The organism is Ruegeria sp. HKCCA5929, assembly GCF_013034525.1.
Taxonomy (GTDB): Bacteria; Pseudomonadota; Alphaproteobacteria; order Rhodobacterales; family Rhodobacteraceae; genus Ruegeria.
The window spans coordinates 258,677-273,442 of sequence record NZ_WQGE01000004.1; the positions used below are offsets into that span (position 1 = coordinate 258,677).

At 57.8% G+C, this 14,766-nt stretch carries 14 protein-coding genes; 3 read left to right on the top strand and 11 right to left on the bottom strand.

Annotation, left to right across the window (positions count from 1 at the left end; genetic code table 11):
• Window positions 1-10: 10 nt before the first annotated feature.
• On the top strand, window positions 11-1,555 hold the full coding sequence (locus GOV90_RS12300; protein WP_171092428.1) for a Ppx/GppA family phosphatase: 1,545 nt from the start codon (window positions 11-13) through the stop codon (window positions 1,553-1,555).
• A gap of 7 nt (window positions 1,556-1,562) precedes the next feature.
• On the opposite strand, the gene GOV90_RS12305 is transcribed toward GOV90_RS12300, so the two are convergent.
• The 6 genes from GOV90_RS12305 to scpA all read right to left on the bottom strand — a co-directional run bounded on the left by GOV90_RS12305 (window position 1,563) and on the right by scpA (window position 7,028).
• On the bottom strand, window positions 1,563-1,937 hold the full coding sequence (locus GOV90_RS12305) for a hypothetical protein (protein WP_171092430.1): 375 nt from the start codon (window positions 1,935-1,937) through the stop codon (window positions 1,563-1,565).
• Between the two features lie 37 nt (window positions 1,938-1,974).
• Window positions 1,975-2,976, bottom strand: coding sequence for an endonuclease/exonuclease/phosphatase family protein (locus GOV90_RS12310; protein WP_171092653.1), 1,002 nt, complete (start codon window positions 2,974-2,976; stop codon window positions 1,975-1,977).
• Between the two features lie 4 nt (window positions 2,977-2,980).
• Window positions 2,981-3,661 (bottom strand): molecular chaperone DjiA, encoded by a 681-nt coding sequence (locus tag GOV90_RS12315; protein WP_171092432.1) that lies wholly within the window; start codon window positions 3,659-3,661, stop codon window positions 2,981-2,983.
• Window positions 3,662-3,706: 45 nt separating this feature from the next.
• Window positions 3,707-4,195, bottom strand: a complete 489-nt coding sequence (locus tag GOV90_RS12320) for a GNAT family N-acetyltransferase (protein ID WP_171092434.1) — start codon at window positions 4,193-4,195, stop codon at window positions 3,707-3,709.
• The gene (locus tag GOV90_RS12325) at window positions 4,192-4,794 is read right to left on the bottom strand and encodes a VOC family protein (protein ID WP_171092436.1); all 603 of its coding nucleotides are present in this window, start codon (window positions 4,792-4,794) and stop codon (window positions 4,192-4,194) included. Before GOV90_RS12325 ends, GOV90_RS12320 begins: the two co-directional genes overlap by 4 nt.
• A gap of 107 nt (window positions 4,795-4,901) precedes the next feature.
• On the bottom strand, window positions 4,902-7,028 hold the full coding sequence (scpA, locus tag GOV90_RS12330) for a methylmalonyl-CoA mutase (protein WP_171092438.1): 2,127 nt from the start codon (window positions 7,026-7,028) through the stop codon (window positions 4,902-4,904).
• Between the two features lie 168 nt (window positions 7,029-7,196).
• On the opposite strand from scpA, the gene GOV90_RS12335 reads away from it, so the two are divergent.
• Window positions 7,197-7,643, top strand: coding sequence for a DUF4174 domain-containing protein (locus tag GOV90_RS12335; RefSeq protein WP_171092440.1), 447 nt, complete (start codon window positions 7,197-7,199; stop codon window positions 7,641-7,643).
• Window positions 7,644-7,719: 76 nt separating this feature from the next.
• Here the strand turns inward: GOV90_RS12335 and GOV90_RS12340 are convergent, their stop codons facing one another.
• Together GOV90_RS12340 and GOV90_RS12345 are read right to left on the bottom strand one after the other, a co-directional pair.
• Complete coding sequence (locus GOV90_RS12340) at window positions 7,720-9,765, bottom strand: acetyl/propionyl/methylcrotonyl-CoA carboxylase subunit alpha (RefSeq protein WP_171092442.1); 2,046 nt, start codon at window positions 9,763-9,765, stop codon at window positions 7,720-7,722.
• A gap of 116 nt (window positions 9,766-9,881) precedes the next feature.
• The gene (locus GOV90_RS12345) at window positions 9,882-10,085 is read right to left on the bottom strand and encodes a hypothetical protein (protein WP_171092444.1); all 204 of its coding nucleotides are present in this window, start codon (window positions 10,083-10,085) and stop codon (window positions 9,882-9,884) included.
• A 665-nt stretch (window positions 10,086-10,750) separates the two neighbouring features.
• Here GOV90_RS12345 and GOV90_RS12350 point away from each other — a divergent pair.
• Complete coding sequence (locus GOV90_RS12350; protein WP_253284639.1) at window positions 10,751-11,887, top strand: DcaP family trimeric outer membrane transporter; 1,137 nt, start codon at window positions 10,751-10,753, stop codon at window positions 11,885-11,887.
• A gap of 86 nt (window positions 11,888-11,973) precedes the next feature.
• Here GOV90_RS12350 and GOV90_RS12355 read toward each other — a convergent pair whose 3' ends face one another.
• The 3 genes from GOV90_RS12355 to GOV90_RS12365 all read right to left on the bottom strand — a co-directional run bounded on the left by GOV90_RS12355 (window position 11,974) and on the right by GOV90_RS12365 (window position 14,591).
• The gene (locus GOV90_RS12355) at window positions 11,974-12,327 is read right to left on the bottom strand and encodes a hypothetical protein (protein WP_171092446.1); all 354 of its coding nucleotides are present in this window, start codon (window positions 12,325-12,327) and stop codon (window positions 11,974-11,976) included.
• Window positions 12,328-12,460: 133 nt separating this feature from the next.
• Complete coding sequence (locus GOV90_RS12360) at window positions 12,461-12,946, bottom strand: DUF6497 family protein (RefSeq protein WP_171092448.1); 486 nt, start codon at window positions 12,944-12,946, stop codon at window positions 12,461-12,463.
• Between the two features lie 112 nt (window positions 12,947-13,058).
• Window positions 13,059-14,591: an acyl-CoA carboxylase subunit beta gene (locus tag GOV90_RS12365; protein ID WP_171092450.1), complete on the bottom strand. Its 1,533-nt coding sequence runs from the start codon at window positions 14,589-14,591 to the stop codon at window positions 13,059-13,061.
• Window positions 14,592-14,766: the final 175 nt, after the last annotated feature.

The window sequence follows — 14,766 nt, forward strand, 5'->3', positions numbered from 1 at the left end:
TGGAAGACACATGGATCAGACCGTCGAAACCGACATCCCGGACTGGGGACCATTCGGAAAACCATTGTTCGACGACCCTGGCACGCGGGCTCTGTCACGGGTCGGGGTGGTCGATGTTGGGTCGAACTCGGTGCGAATGGTCATCTTCGACGGGGCGGCCCGATCACCCGCATATTTCTACAACGAAAAGGTGATGTGCGAACTGGGCGCGGGCCTGTCCGAGACAGGGCGTTTGAACCCGCGCGGACGCGACCGCGCGCTGGCGGCACTGCGCAGGTTCCAGCATCTGGCAATGGATTTGGATCTGCCCGGGCTGCACGTGGTGGCCACAGCCGCCGTGCGAGAGGCCGAAGACGGCCCTGATTTCTGCGCGCAGGTCAAAGCGGAAACCGGGCTGCATGTGGCCGTGATCGACGGCGCTGAAGAGGCCCGCCTGTCAGCGCAAGGCGTGTTGTTGGGCTGGCCCGGTGCTTACGGCCTGATCTGCGACATTGGGGGCTCGTCGATGGAATTGGCCGAAATCGGCGACGGTCAGGTCGGCCGCCGTGTGACCTCAGCCCTCGGGCCGCTGAAGCTGCGCGACATCAAGGGTGGGCGACGGGCGCGCAAGGCGCATATCAAGTCTACAATGGAAGAGCTGCGCGATCAGATGGGCCCGCAGCGGGACCGTCTGTTTCTGGTCGGTGGCAGTTGGCGCGCCTTTGCGCGGTTGGACATGCTGCGGCGGGGCTATCCGCTGAACGTGCTGCACGAATACCGCATGACCACCAAACAGGTGCGTGAAACGATCAAGTTCATCGAAAAGAACGATCCCGACAAGCTGCGCAGCCAAGCTGGGGTCTCAAGCTCGCGCATGTCATTGATTCCTTATGCGATGGACGTGCTGGCGCGGTTGATCCGAACGTTCAAGCCCAAGGATATCGCGATTTCAAGTTATGGCATCCGCGAAGGTCTGCTTTACGAACAGATGTCACAGGAACTGCGCGACCGCGACCCGTTGATCGAAGCCAGTCGCTTTTCCGAAGCCAAAGATGCGCGCCTGCCCGGCTTTGGTCGCCACCTTTATGATTTTGTGATGCCCTTGTTCCGGTCAGCACCGCCCAGCCGGGTACGCCTGATCAAGGCGGCCTGCCTGCTGCACGACGTCACTTGGAGGGCCCACCCGGATTACCGGGCCGAAGCATGTTTCGACTATGTCACCCGCGCAAATCTTGGTGGCCTCAAGCATTCCGAGCGTGTCTTTATCGGGCTTGCACTACAACACCGCTATCGAAACAAACGTGAAGGCAATCGGTTTGCCCCGTTGTATGAGTTACTGGACGAGAAAGACCAGAAACAGGCCGAGATTCTGGGCAAAGCCATGCGATTTGGCGCGATGCTGTGGATGCACAACGATGCCAATATGGGACGACTGAAACTCTATCCCAAAAAACGCGAGCTAGAGCTGTATCTGCCCGAAGCTGCGGCACCATTGTTCAGCGAAGTGGCCGAAGCGCGCCTGAATTCACTGGCAAGCGCACTGAAATCCGAAATGCGCGTGATCATCAAGAACTGAGATTGTCTCAGATATCAGTTGCGCCTTCGGGAACCTCTTCATCCTTGTCTTCAGGCTCGGGCAGATCTTCAATCGGTTTTTTACGGATGATAATGTCACCGTTGGGCAGGATTTCCGGCACTTCATAAGCGCTCCAATCCTTGACCTCAGCCGCCAGTTCCGCCAGCGCGGGGCCCATCTCTTGCAGGAAAGATTGCATGGCCGGCCCAAACTCGTCCGCCATCCCAAGCAACTCATCCAGTGCCGGTTCCATTTCCTTGCGCAGCCCTTCGAAAAACAGCTCGGCCCCCTGCTCCATCAGGGATTTTCCAGTGTCTTCTTGTGCCAGTGTCGGCACCGCCAAAGACGCCCACACGACGCTGATCAAAACAATCCGTTTCATAACGTTGATATAAGCCTTCAGACGCAAGCTGCAAAGGCTACAGATCAATATCCAGAGTGACTGGGAAATGGTCCGAGGCTGTCAACAGCGCTTGCCGCAACTCTGGTTCAGACCAGCATGCAACATCCCGAAACGGGTGCCATATGCGCCAGGCTGGATCAAAGGCACGCAAATCCTCTGAGATCATGATGTAGTCCAACAACGCCTCAAGAAACCGGCCTTCGTCGGGGCGCGCGAAACGTGCAGTGGACGGCACTGATCCCGGCCTGAACTCATGCGCCCTGACCGCATGCGGGTCATACAGCCCCGCTTGCAACAAAATCTCAACCGACGACCGTCCGAACAGATGTTCAAACTCATCCAGGCCCGGCCCGTCATTCAGATCGCCCAGCAAGACTACAGACTCATTCTGCGCCAAATGCGCCTCGACCCTTCTGGCCAGCCAAACCGCCTGCGCAAGTTGCTTACGGCGATTGGCAATCGAAATGCGGATCGCCTCATCCCTTGAATCTGCACCATGCGGCGCTTTTGACTTTAGATGCGCCCCGATCAACCTAACGTCCTTACCCGCTCGTGTTGTCAGAGCCAGTTCCATTGGCGGTTTGGAAAATCGGACGATGTCTTCGGTCGCATCAACATCCAGGTCAATTTTGAATTCACCATCGAACCGAGGGGCTGATAGATCGTCGGCGTCTCCTTTTGGGTCGTGGCGCACGTCCACAACTGACCTGTCATACAACAACGCCAACTCCTGGTGTGTGTCATTGGCAAAACCCATCACCGCGTCAGAAGTGCGAAGATCGAATGCCTCGGCAAAGGCTTGTAATGCGCGTACCGTGTTCTGGCGTTTGCCGGTGTTCGGTGCCTCAACGATCAGAACCGCATCAGCATCTATCGCGGTCAGAACCTTGGCAATTGCCTCGACCTGCTGGGCCTTTGTGACGTCGTGCCTGCCCGACCAGCTTTCATCGACAATGAGGGCGTCGTTTTTGTCGAAAAGATTGGCGAACCATTCTATATTATAGGTCGCCAGCCGCATCTTCTCAGGCCGCCGCGCCGTTGATTTCATCCCAGGCGCGGTTGATGTCGATCATCTTTTTTTCAGCCAACCGGATCGCTTCTTCGGGGACCCCGCGTGCCATCATCGCGTCCGGATGAGTCTCGCGTACCAGTTGACGCCAGACTTTGCGAATCTCAGTTACTGGCATGTCCCGTGATACGCCCAGCACCACGTAAGGGTCATTGGGTGCCTCGGGTACAAACCGCGCGCGCAAGGCCAGAAACTGCGCGTCGGTCTGACCAAAGATGCGGCTGACCTCTTCCAGGAATTCGTTTTCATTGGGATGGTAAAACCCGTCTGCCATAGCGATGTGGAACAGCCCCTCCATCAGGTCGCAGAGGGTCGTGTTGTCTTCGGAAAACATCCGGGCGATCTTGCGGGCATAGTCCTGGTATCCGGCAACATCCGTGCGCGCCATATTGAAAACCCGCGCAGCGCCTTCTTCATCCTCGCGCGCAATCTGGAACACGTCGCGGAAGGCCGTGACCTCGTCCCGCGTCACCTGCCCGTCTGCCTTGGCCATTTTTGCACCCAACGCAATGACGGCAATCGTGAACGCAACCGAGCGTTCAGGCGGCGAGCGTAGCTTTTCAAAAACGGCGGTCAGGCTTTCGCCCTGTGCAAGGGCGCTGAGCGCGTCGGATATGCGGGTCCAGATCGACATGGCCGTACCCTAGCGCCACAATCCGGGACTGTCAGGTGCGATAGATCATTCCGGTGAAAGAATTTTCTGCATCAGCACAAGATCCAGCCACTGACCCCATTTGTAACCGACCTGAGGCATATACCCGACCTGTTCGAACCCCAACGCTGTGTGGAATGCAATGGCAGACGGGTTTGCGGACGAGATGCCAGCAACCAGCACATGGACGCCTTCGGCACGCGCGGCCTTTTCAAGTGCCGCCATCAGGGCGCGGCCAGCACCCTTGCCGCGCGCGTCGGGTGCCAGTTGGATCGAGTGTTCCGAGCTGTGGACATACCCGGGGCCTGAGCGGAAAGGCCCAAAGGTCGCAAACCCGACCACGCGGCCTTCAATTTCTGCAACCAGAAACCCGGGACCTCGGGCGAGGATATCTTCGGCGATACTCTCAACGCTGCGGGTATCGGTTGTGAACGTCACCAACGTCTCGCGAATGATCTGATTGGTGATCTCGGCAATCGCGTGTGCATCTGCAGGCTGCGCCTGTCGGACCTTCATTCCAACACACGCACGCCGTGCGGGGTTTCAAACTCGGCCCGCAAAGCGGCTGGCCCAGTGTCGAACACCACCCAGTCCAACGCGCCAAGATGCGTGGCCAGTGTTAGCGCATCCGGGTGGAACACAACCAGCCTGCGTAGGCGGCAGCCGCTGTCCTGCAACATCTGCGCCGGATGCAGATCCCCCTGCCACTGAATCAGCGCGGGAAACAGGTTGTCAAAGGGAAGTCGGCCGGTCGGTGGCACGGCCATTCGCCAACTCAAAGCCCCGCGTGTCAGATCAATCGGCGTTCCAACACCATCGGGAAACACTGAAAGAGACACCTCGATATCCGGCACGCGACAAATCCAATTGGTCAGCCGCGGTTTACCTGTGAACCGGTCCAGATCGAACCAGCGGGTCCGTTCCGGCGTGGGCGCGTCGGGATCAATGGCAATTGCCTCAAGATACAGGCCGTCCTTGAGTCCCAGCAATCGATTATAGGTGCCAAACTTCTCGTGTTTGCCGCCCGCCTGCAGCGCAACGCCCAAAGCCTGTTCGACATGCGCGGATGCTTCTTCCAGCGTTTCTCCGGCGACAGCCAGGTGATCGAGCAACATGCGCCCCTCCTAAAAACAATTCGACCAGACCCAATCAGGTCTGGTCGCATGTTTCCGCCATCGGCGCGCGATCACAAGATTTTTCGACGAAAAACCTTAGCCACTGTTTAGCCGCGCGCTTCACTAATCAGACGCAGGATGTCCTGCGCAGCTTCGGGGATATTGGTGCCCGGCCCAAAGATCGCTTTCACCCCATGATCGTACAGGAACTGATAATCCTGCTGCGGGATAACGCCACCGCATATGACGATGATGTCCTCGGCACCAGCTTTCTTCAGCTCTTCCACCAACTGCGGGGCCAGCGTCTTGTGCCCTGCAGCTTGCGAGGAAATCCCAATCACATGCACGTCATTGTCCACGGCATCCTGCGCGGCCTCGGCGGGTGTCTGGAACAAAGGCCCGACGTCGACGTCAAACCCAATATCGGCAAAGGCCGTGGCGATGACCTTGGCACCCCGGTCATGCCCATCCTGACCCATCTTGACCACCAGCAAACGGGGGCGACGCCCTTCAGCTTCGGCAAACTCTTCAATGGACTTCTGGATCGCCGCAAAACCTTCGTCACCTTCGTACGCCGCGCCATACACCCCGGCCAGGGTTTTCACTTCGGCACGGTGGCGACCGAATTCCTTTTCCATTGCCATGCTGATCTCTCCTACGGATGCGCGGGCGCGGGCGGCCTCGACCGCAGCAGCCAGCAGGTTGCCACCCTCGCGGGCAGTTGTGGTCAGCGCGTCCAGCGCAGCCTGACACGCTGCCTCGTCGCGGGTTGCGCGGATACGTTCCAGTCGCGCGACCTGTGCTTCGCGCACCGCAACGTTGTCGACATCCAGAATGTCGATCGGGTCTTCCTGTTCTTTGCGGTATTTGTTGACACCGACGATCACCTCGTCGCCCCGGTCGATCATCGCCTGACGGCGCGCCGCGCTTTCCTCGATCCGCAGTTTGGGCATGCCGCTGGCCACGGCTTTGGTCATGCCGCCCATCTCCTCGACCTCTTGCATCAAGGCCCAGGCCTTTTCGACCAGTTCGTTGGTCAGGCTTTCGATGTAATACGAACCGGCCAAAGGATCGACCACGTCGGTCACGCCGGTCTCTTCCTGCAACACCAACTGCGTGTTCCGCGCGATACGCGCCGAAAAGTCGGTTGGCAGAGCAATCGCCTCGTCCAACGCGTTGGTGTGCAAGCTTTGCGTTCCGCCCAGAACCGCACTCATTGCCTCATAGGCTGTGCGAATCACGTTGTTATAGGGATCTTGCTCCTGCAACGACACGCCCGAGGTCTGGCAATGGGTACGCAGCATCTTTGACCGCTCGGATTTTGCACCGAATTCGGTCATCACGCGATGCCATAGGGTCCGCGCCGCACGCAGTTTGGCGATCTCCATGAAGAAGTTCATGCCGATGGCAAAGAAGAACGACAAACGCCCCGCGAACTTGTCCACGTCCATCCCGGCCTCAGTCGCGGCGCGCACGTATTCGCGTCCGTCCGCCAACGTATAGGCCAATTCCTGCACCAGGTTCGCCCCGGCCTCTTGCATGTGGTAGCCCGAGATCGAGATCGAGTTGAACCTGGGCATCTCGTTCGAGGTGTATTCGATGATGTCCGAGATGATCTTCATCGACGGTTCAGGGGGATAGATATAGGTGTTACGCACCATGAACTCTTTCAGAATGTCATTCTGAATTGTGCCAGACAGGACCGATTTGTCATGGCCCTGCTCTTCGCCCGCAACGATGAAACTGGCCAAGATCGGAACCACCGCGCCGTTCATGGTCATCGAGACCGAGACCTTGTCCAACGGAATGCCGTCGAACAGGATCTTCATATCCTCGACGCTGTCGATGGCCACACCGGCCTTGCCCACATCGCCCACAACACGCGGGTGATCACTGTCATAACCACGGTGCGTGGCCAGATCGAAAGCGACCGAAACACCCTGCTGACCAGCTGCCAGGTTACGGCGGTAAAAGGCGTTTGATTCCTCGGCCGTCGAAAAGCCCGCATACTGGCGGATCGTCCACGGACGCCCGGCATACATCGTCGCCTTCACCCCGCGTGTGAACGGACCAAACCCGGGCAGAGAGCCCATATGCGGCAAGTCAGCGGTATCTTCCTGCGTATAAAGTGGTTTGACGGCGATGCCTTCCAGCGTTTCCTTGGTCAGATCGTCCAACGGACGTCCGCGCAGCTCTTTCTCGGCCAGCGCTTTCCAGTCCTTCGTGTCGGTCATTTGAATTTCCTCTCGTCAACTCGGGTGGCGGCCGCAAAAAGCGTCCGCATTGAGGTCCTGCGCTTGACCATTGCGTCGGGGCGCAAGCGCGAAATTTTGAGCGTTCTGTGTAAATCGTCAGTCGCAATCGCGGAGACAGGGGCTATATTCGAAAGAACAGGAGGCCACATGACTCGCACGCTTGCCTTTGTTTTCTCGGCACTAATCCCTCTGGCCGCTTGGGCGGCGGACGGCACGGCGCCCTCGGATGACAGCTTTGTTCGCCCGGTCGGAGACAGCGAACTCAGCGAATTTCTATGGGTCAACCGGCCTATCGTAGTTTTTGCCGACACACCTGCCGACCCGCGCTTCCAACAACAGATCGACATGCTGCTGGACGGCGAAGAGGCCATGCGTGACCGGGATGTGGTGGTTTTGACCGATACCGACCCATCGGCGCGGTCTCCGATCCGGTCACAGTTGCGTCCACGTGGGTTCCAGATGGTGTTTGTCGACAAGGACGGTGTGGTCAAACTGCGCAAACCTGCCCCTTGGAGCGTGCGAGAAATCGGCCGGTCCATCGACAAGACCCCCCTGCGTGAGCGCGAAATCCGCGACCGGCGCGAGGGCGGTTGAGCGCTTTCGCAATACCCGGCAGCTCCGGCGCAGAACGCCGGAGACCGTCGGAGGTATAGTGAAAGCACTGGCATGATCACTCGAACTCGATGATCACTTCGTCCACCGCAAGGCTGTCGCCGGGGCCAGCGTTGATCTTTGCAACCGTGCCCTTCTTCTCGGCCCGCAAGATGTTTTCCATCTTCATCGCCTCGATGGTGCACAGCGCCTGACCTTCCTGCACCTCCTGCCCCACTTCGACATCGATTTTCACGACCAGACCAGGCATCGGGCACAGCAGCATTTTCGAGGTATCCGGCGGCAGTTTTTCCGGCATCAGTTTGGCCAGCTCTGCCTGTCGCGGACGGCGCACCAGAACCTTCAGGTCGGCCCCACGGTTGCGAATGCGGAACCCGCCCGAAACCTTGCCAACCTTCAGAACCAAAGGGCTGCCATCGACATCTAGTACGGCCAGCTGATCACCCGGCGTCCAGTCCGAGGCCACACGCAGGGTCGAGCCATCTTCGAACTTGACGGTCGCACCTTCTTTGTCAGCGTTGACCTGAACCGGGAACTCGTGGCCTTCCAGCGAAACAACCCATCGCTTACCGACCTTGCGTTCGTGATTGTCCATCCGACCCGAAACGCGGGTCCGGCGGATTTCGGCCACACGGTGCATTGCTGCGCAGGAGGCTGCAATCTGGCGCAGATCAGCTTCAGGCAAGGAAACACCTTCGAACCCATCTGGGTATTCTTCAGCAATAAAGGCTGTGGTCATGTCACCACTGATGAATTTCGGGTGGTCCATAACAGCCGACAGGAACGGAAGGTTGTGACCGATGCCTTCAACCTCGAAACTGTCCAGGGCAACGCGCATCGCCTCAATCGCGGCTTCACGGGTCGGGGCCCAGGTGCAGAGTTTTGCGATCATCGGGTCGTAATACATGCTGATCTCGCCGCCCTCGTAGACGCCGGTATCGTTGCGTACGGCGGCCTCACCCTCAGGCGCTTCGCCCTGCCATTTGCCGTTGACCAACATCGGACCGGCCGCAGTTTCCTGCGGAGGACGATACCGGGTCAGACGGCCAATCGACGGCAAGAAGTTCCGGTACGGGTCTTCCGCATATAGGCGGTTTTCAATGGCCCAACCGGTCAGCGTCACGTCATCCTGTGTGATCGTCAAAGGCTCACCCGCCGCCACACGGATCATCTGCTCCACCAGATCGACGCCGGTGATCAGCTCGGTGACCGGGTGTTCCACCTGCAGGCGGGTGTTCATTTCAAGGAAGTAGAAGTTCTTTTCAACGTCAACGATGAATTCCACCGTGCCTGCGCTGGAATAGCCAACCGCCTTAGCCAAGGCCACGGCTTGTTCGCCCATCGCCTTACGCGTTGCTTCATCAAGGAATGGCGACGGCGCCTCTTCGACCACCTTCTGGTTCCGGCGCTGGATCGAGCATTCGCGCTCGCCCAGATAGATACCATTGCCATGGCTGTCACACAGAACCTGAATTTCGATGTGGCGCGGCTGGGTGACGAATTTCTCGATAAAAATCCGGTCATCCCCAAACGAGTTCGCAGCTTCGTTCTTGGACGACTGGAAGCCCTCGCGCGCCTCTTCGTCGTTCCACGCAATCCGCATGCCTTTACCACCGCCACCGGCGCTGGCTTTGATCATGACCGGATAGCCGATCTCATTCGAGATTTTGACCGCCTCATCTGCATCCTCGATCAGCCCCATATAGCCCGGAACCGTCGACACGTTTGCGTCCTGAGCGATTTTCTTCGACGTGATCTTGTCGCCCATCGCCTCGATTGCACCTTTCGGGGGACCGACAAAGGCCACACCTTCAGCTTCCAGCGCTTCGGCGAATTTGGCGTTTTCCGACAGGAACCCGTAACCCGGATGCACCGCCTGCGCACCGCTTTGGCGAATGGCGTCCATGACCTTGTCGATCACGATGTAAGACTGGTTCGCCGGGGGCGGGCCAATATGCACGGCTTCATCCGCCATCGACACATGCAGCGCGTTCTTGTCCGCATCCGAATAAATAGCAACTGTGCCGATACCCATTTTGCGGGCGGTCTTGATGACTCGGCAGGCGATCTCGCCCCGGTTGGCGATCAGGATCTTATTGAACATGGAACGTCCTTTGGCTTGGTGTTCTGGAAACGCAAAACGCCGCCGCAGGGAGCGATCCCCACGACGGCGTGATGCGAGATAGCGGACGGGGCGACAGGCGCCCCGAAAAAGATGCGTTAGTTACAGGTGTTCTGTGTTTTGCAATACAGCACGTTGCCGGCTGCGCCGACGGCCGCGCCGAAAAGTGGGTCTGCGTTAAGAACGGCTGCGCCGACAGCGCCGGCCCCGCCACCCAAGATTGCCTGTTCGCCCGTGGTGTCACCGCAAGCCGCCAAGCCCGCGCAGGCCGCTGCAACAAAGATGAACTGAGAGATTCGCATGATATCTGCCCTTTTTGGTTTCTTGATTTGTTGAGGGTCAGATGCGCGAAGCGCGGCCTGTTATTCAATATCAATGTGCGCGCAGGCGGGATATGTGCAGGTTTTTGCCTCTTTTCACCTGCCAGACGCCCAAAGAAAAACGCGGACAGGTTTTTGTGGGGAACACAAGCCTGCCCGCGTAAGGAAGGGGTACGGAATAGTAGGTGCATGTGCGGCGCAGGCAAAGTAGAGCCGCACGGCCCACTCACTGTGCACGCCACAATATCACCTGCAAACACAGTATTGTTTCCACACGATAACTCGGCTGGTTTCTGCCCACGCTGAGACAACTCACGCAAATTCGTGCCGATCCAGGATCTCTGGTAAATCGGTGACAGCCCCTGCCTACCCGTCAAATTGCCGTTACATTTACCCAAACAGAGGCGGCCGTTTGCACGTGCGGCATCACGCGGCGACATTTTTCTGCACTGCAAAAGTGCATTCACATTCATATGGTTGACAGATCGGTTCACCCTGACGTGATTTTTCCAGGGCCGAGTCGCACATTTCCTTGAGATATTTGGGCTTTTTCGTCCCATTCTCGTGATTTCCGTCGTCATCGGCCGCGTGAAACGGTGCGGATGCACACTCGCACACAAGGAAACACCCACATGATGACGACACGAATGAAGGCACTCCTGCTTGCTGCCTCGGCGCTTAGTGTGACCGGCACGCTTGCCTATGCTCAGAATGCCCAGACTCAAGCCGAACTCGATGCCTTGCGCGCACGGGTTGAGGCGCTGGAATCCGCCGATAGCAGCCCCGCTGACGGAGATTTTCGGATCGGCAACACCACTTTGGACGTTTATGGCTACGTCAAGGCAGACTTCTTCTACGATTTCGACTTTGATCAGGGCGATACTGCCTTTGTGAACGTCATCGGTGAACCGTCTGCCGCAACCGATGGCACCTTTGGTGCGACCGTACGCCAATCGCGGGTTGGCCTGCGGACCACCACGCCAAGTGGGATCGGCGACATCGGGGGTCAGCTGGAGCTTGATCTGTTTGGCTCGGGTGGAACTGCCGAACTGCGCATACGCCACGCAAACATCACGATCGGTGATCAGTTCCTGATCGGCCAGTACTGGACCAACTTCCAGCCGCTGGACACCTATCCTACCTCGGTGGAATTCAACGGCCCGGTCGGGATTGCCTTCGCCCGTGTCCCGCAGCTGCGATACACCGGGCAACTTGGGGGCGACGCTCAGTTCGCCGTTTCTCTGGAAGAAAATGTCAGCGGTTCGAACTCTGACGATCCGGTCTTGACGGCTTCGGCGGAATACAATGACGGCACATATATTGCGCGGGGCGCGGTGCTGCATGGCAAAGCCAATTCCGGCAATGTGGAAGTTGACCAAACGGGCTTCACTGCTTCTGCCTCGGTTCGCCCTTGGCAAGGTGGGCTGTTCCAAGTCAACTACGTGACGGGTGAGGCCCTTGGCCCCTATCTGATCGGCCTTGGCGATGCGATTGTCGGCGGGCAAGCGAACGATGTGGATGGCTATACCGTCGAGTTCAGGCAAGACCTGAGTCCAAAATGGAATGTCGGCATTGCGTACGGTCGCGAGAATTATGATCTTCCCACCTCGACCGGCACATTGTCCTTCACCGAGCTGGAGACGATCCATGTCAACGCCTTCTACAAGGCAACTGACAACCTGACGCTCAGCGCCGAGTACATCTATGGTGAGCGGAACGACGCGCCCACCGGCCGCACCTTTGACGGTAGCCGCGTTCAGCTGGCCGCTCAGCTCAACTTCTGATGCAGCACACGGATCCTGCCCAGTGGCGGGCAGGATCGCCGCTACGCCGGGTTCAGCATACTGATATGCGGCAGCCAATGACAAAATCAGCCCACCCCGTCGATGATTTCGGGAAAAGATGCGCGGGCCACATCCACATCAATGACCAAAAGCGCGTCATAGCTGGACGGATTAAACGGGTCCTCTGCAGGCACAACTTCGCGCCCGAACAACCAGCTCAGGCGACCCGCGTCCAGATTGCCCCGCTCGAAGGGCTGATCCCCGAAATGAGTCCAAAGCGCTTCCATGAACGCGGTATCCGCACGCTTGTCGGCAGGCTTACGGTCGCGGAACCGTTCCCGACGCGTCAAAGGTGTCACGCCCTTGGGATTGGCCCGGCGAATGGTAAACTGAAAATCCGTGCCGGACAGACGCCCGGGGAAGCCGCGATGCTTCAGCATGGCAATACCTCCGGCTTAACGCTGACAGACAAAGAAATATCAAACCCGAAAAGGGATGGGATCATGTTGCGCACCTCCAAAGCCGCACCGTTGGTCTGAGATGCTCTGACGTCATGAAAGAAAGAATTCATGGTCAAAGCCCCTCCCAGATACACCGGGACTGCTCCAGCCGGTAGGCTTCAAAAAACTGCGTCGCGTCCGGGGCAGCATCGCCAAATTCTACCGGTCGGTCCGCCAATGAAATGACAACCCGCACAGGCTGCAAGTCATGCTGGGCCACATAGGGAACCGCCAGTATTTGGCACAGATGCTCCATGTCTTTGGACGCAACATCGTAAGTGATCCGTCCTACCGTCGCGCCAATTTTTGGAGCGATGAAACGGAAGCGCACCCAAAGCTCGCCCGGATTGTTGTCGAGCAAGACATCATCCAAGTGCACAGGCTGGCCAGACGGCACCGGCAACGGCGTATCTGATTGGGCAAAGACGGGTGAACAGACCAGGCAGATCATCAGACAAATGGCGCGATCCCGGACCCGCCAAGGGCGAGCTCCTCCTTCCGGGATCGCGCGCGCAGTGCTTGTGAACTGCGCTGTTCTATGTCTGATGGGTCGGATCATTCAACTATTTGCCGATTCTTGTCAATTCCGCCTCAATTTTGAGCGGGTTTTGCCCAGTTTTTAGCCTGACGACGCATAAGAGCAGCGGGGCGGCCTGACCGCCCCAGGTCAGTTACAACGGAATATTGTCGTGCTTTTTCCATGGGTTCTTCAGCTGCTTACCCCGCAAGCTGGCAAACGCTCTGGACACACGACGACGGGTCGATTGCGGCATGATCACCTCATCGACAAAGCCGCGCTCGGCCGCGACGAAGGGGTTGGCAAACCGATCTTCGTAATCTGCAACGTGCTGCGCGGTCTTTTCTGCATCCCCAAGATCTGCGCGATGGATGATTTCGGTTGCGCCTTTTGCCCCCATCACCGCAATCTCGGCTGTGGGCCAGGCATAGTTGAAATCACCACGCAAATGCTTGGACGCCATAACCACATAAGCACCGCCATATGCTTTCCGCGTAATCACGGTCACTTTGGGCACTGTGGCCTCACCATAGGCATAAAGCAGCTTGGCACCGTGTTTGATCACACCGCTATATTCCTGCTGCGTGCCCGGCAGGAAGCCCGGAACATCCACAAAGGTCAGGATCGGGATTTCAAAACAATCGCAGAAGCGCACAAAGCGCGCCGCCTTGCGCGAGCTGTCAATGTCCAGACATCCCGCCAGAACCATCGGCTGGTTGGCAACGACCCCAACGGTCTGGCCCTCCAAGCGGATAAAACCGGTGATGATGTTCTTGGCAAAGTCTTCCTGAATCTCGTAGAAGTCGCCCTCATCCGCCACTTTGGTGATAAGTTCCTTCATGTCGTAAGGCGTGTTGGGATTGTCGGGCACCAAGGTATCCAGCGACGGCTCAAGCCGTCCGGGCTCGTCAAAGAACGGACGGACCGGGGGTTTCTCCCGGTTGTTAAGGGGCAGGAAATCCACCAGTCGACGGACTTCTGCCAAAGCCTCGACATCGTTTTCAAACGCTGCATCCGCGACCGAGGACTTCTTGGTGTGTGTCGACGCACCACCCAGCTCCTCGGCAGTCACCACTTCGTTTGTAACCGTTTTTACCACGTCGGGACCGGTCACAAACATGTAAGACGAGTCTTTGACCATGAAGATAAAGTCGGTCATCGCCGGGCTGTAGACCGCGCCACCGGCACAGGGGCCCATGATCACGCTGATCTGCGGGACAACGCCGGATGCCGTAATGTTGCGCTGGAACACTTCGGCATACCCAGCCAGCGATGCAACACCCTCTTGGATTCGCGCCCCGCCCGAGTCATTGATCCCGATGACCGGCGCTCCGTTCTGCACAGCCATATCCATGATCTTGCAAATCTTCTGCGCGTGGGTTTCCGAGAGCGACCCGCCGAAAACGGTAAAGTCCTGGCTGAAAACATAGACCATACGGCCGTTGATTGTGCCCCACCCGGTCACGACCCCATCACCCGCAGGCTTTTGGTTTTCCATACCGAATTCAGTGCAGCGGTGGCTGACAAACATATCGAATTCTTCGAAGCTGCCTTCGTCCAGCAGCAATTCGATCCGTTCACGTGCTGTCAGCTTGCCGCGTGAATGTTGGGCATCGATCCTTCTTTGCCCACCGCCCAGTCGTGCCTCATCTCGGCGATTTTCCAACTCCGAAAGGATGTCCTTCATGACGCGTATCCCTTTTAAAATTTGACGGGACACTACCTGCAAGACAGTCTGAGCCAAAGCTCTTTTCGGCAAATTTGCAAAGTTTCAGCAACAACATTCTGGATAACTGCAAATTAGCTAAGTATCGAATTGATTTTTCTCAACGACTGGCATTCCGAATTTCAATAGCTATACA

Bases quoted from the DNA above. Each gene is read 5' to 3' on its own strand.
- GOV90_RS12300 (WP_171092428.1), top strand. From the start codon at position 11: ATGGATCAGACCGTCGAAACCGACATCCCGGACTGGGGACCATTCGGA.
- GOV90_RS12305 (WP_171092430.1), bottom strand. From the start codon at position 1,937: ATGAAACGGATTGTTTTGATCAGCGTCGTGTGGGCGTCTTTGGCGGTG.
- GOV90_RS12310 (WP_171092653.1), bottom strand. From the start codon at position 2,976: ATGCGGCTGGCGACCTATAATATAGAATGGTTCGCCAATCTTTTCGAC.
- GOV90_RS12315 (WP_171092432.1), bottom strand. From the start codon at position 3,661: ATGTCGATCTGGACCCGCATATCCGACGCGCTCAGCGCCCTTGCACAG.
- GOV90_RS12320 (WP_171092434.1), bottom strand. From the start codon at position 4,195: ATGAAGGTCCGACAGGCGCAGCCTGCAGATGCACACGCGATTGCCGAG.
- GOV90_RS12325 (WP_171092436.1), bottom strand. From the start codon at position 4,794: ATGTTGCTCGATCACCTGGCTGTCGCCGGAGAAACGCTGGAAGAAGCA.
- scpA (WP_171092438.1), bottom strand. From the start codon at position 7,028: ATGACCGACACGAAGGACTGGAAAGCGCTGGCCGAGAAAGAGCTGCGC.
- GOV90_RS12335 (WP_171092440.1), top strand. From the start codon at position 7,197: ATGACTCGCACGCTTGCCTTTGTTTTCTCGGCACTAATCCCTCTGGCC.
- GOV90_RS12340 (WP_171092442.1), bottom strand. From the start codon at position 9,765: ATGTTCAATAAGATCCTGATCGCCAACCGGGGCGAGATCGCCTGCCGA.
- GOV90_RS12345 (WP_171092444.1), bottom strand. From the start codon at position 10,085: ATGCGAATCTCTCAGTTCATCTTTGTTGCAGCGGCCTGCGCGGGCTTG.
- GOV90_RS12350 (WP_253284639.1), top strand. From the start codon at position 10,751: ATGAAGGCACTCCTGCTTGCTGCCTCGGCGCTTAGTGTGACCGGCACG.
- GOV90_RS12355 (WP_171092446.1), bottom strand. From the start codon at position 12,327: ATGCTGAAGCATCGCGGCTTCCCCGGGCGTCTGTCCGGCACGGATTTT.
- GOV90_RS12360 (WP_171092448.1), bottom strand. From the start codon at position 12,946: ATGATCCGACCCATCAGACATAGAACAGCGCAGTTCACAAGCACTGCG.
- GOV90_RS12365 (WP_171092450.1), bottom strand. From the start codon at position 14,591: ATGAAGGACATCCTTTCGGAGTTGGAAAATCGCCGAGATGAGGCACGA.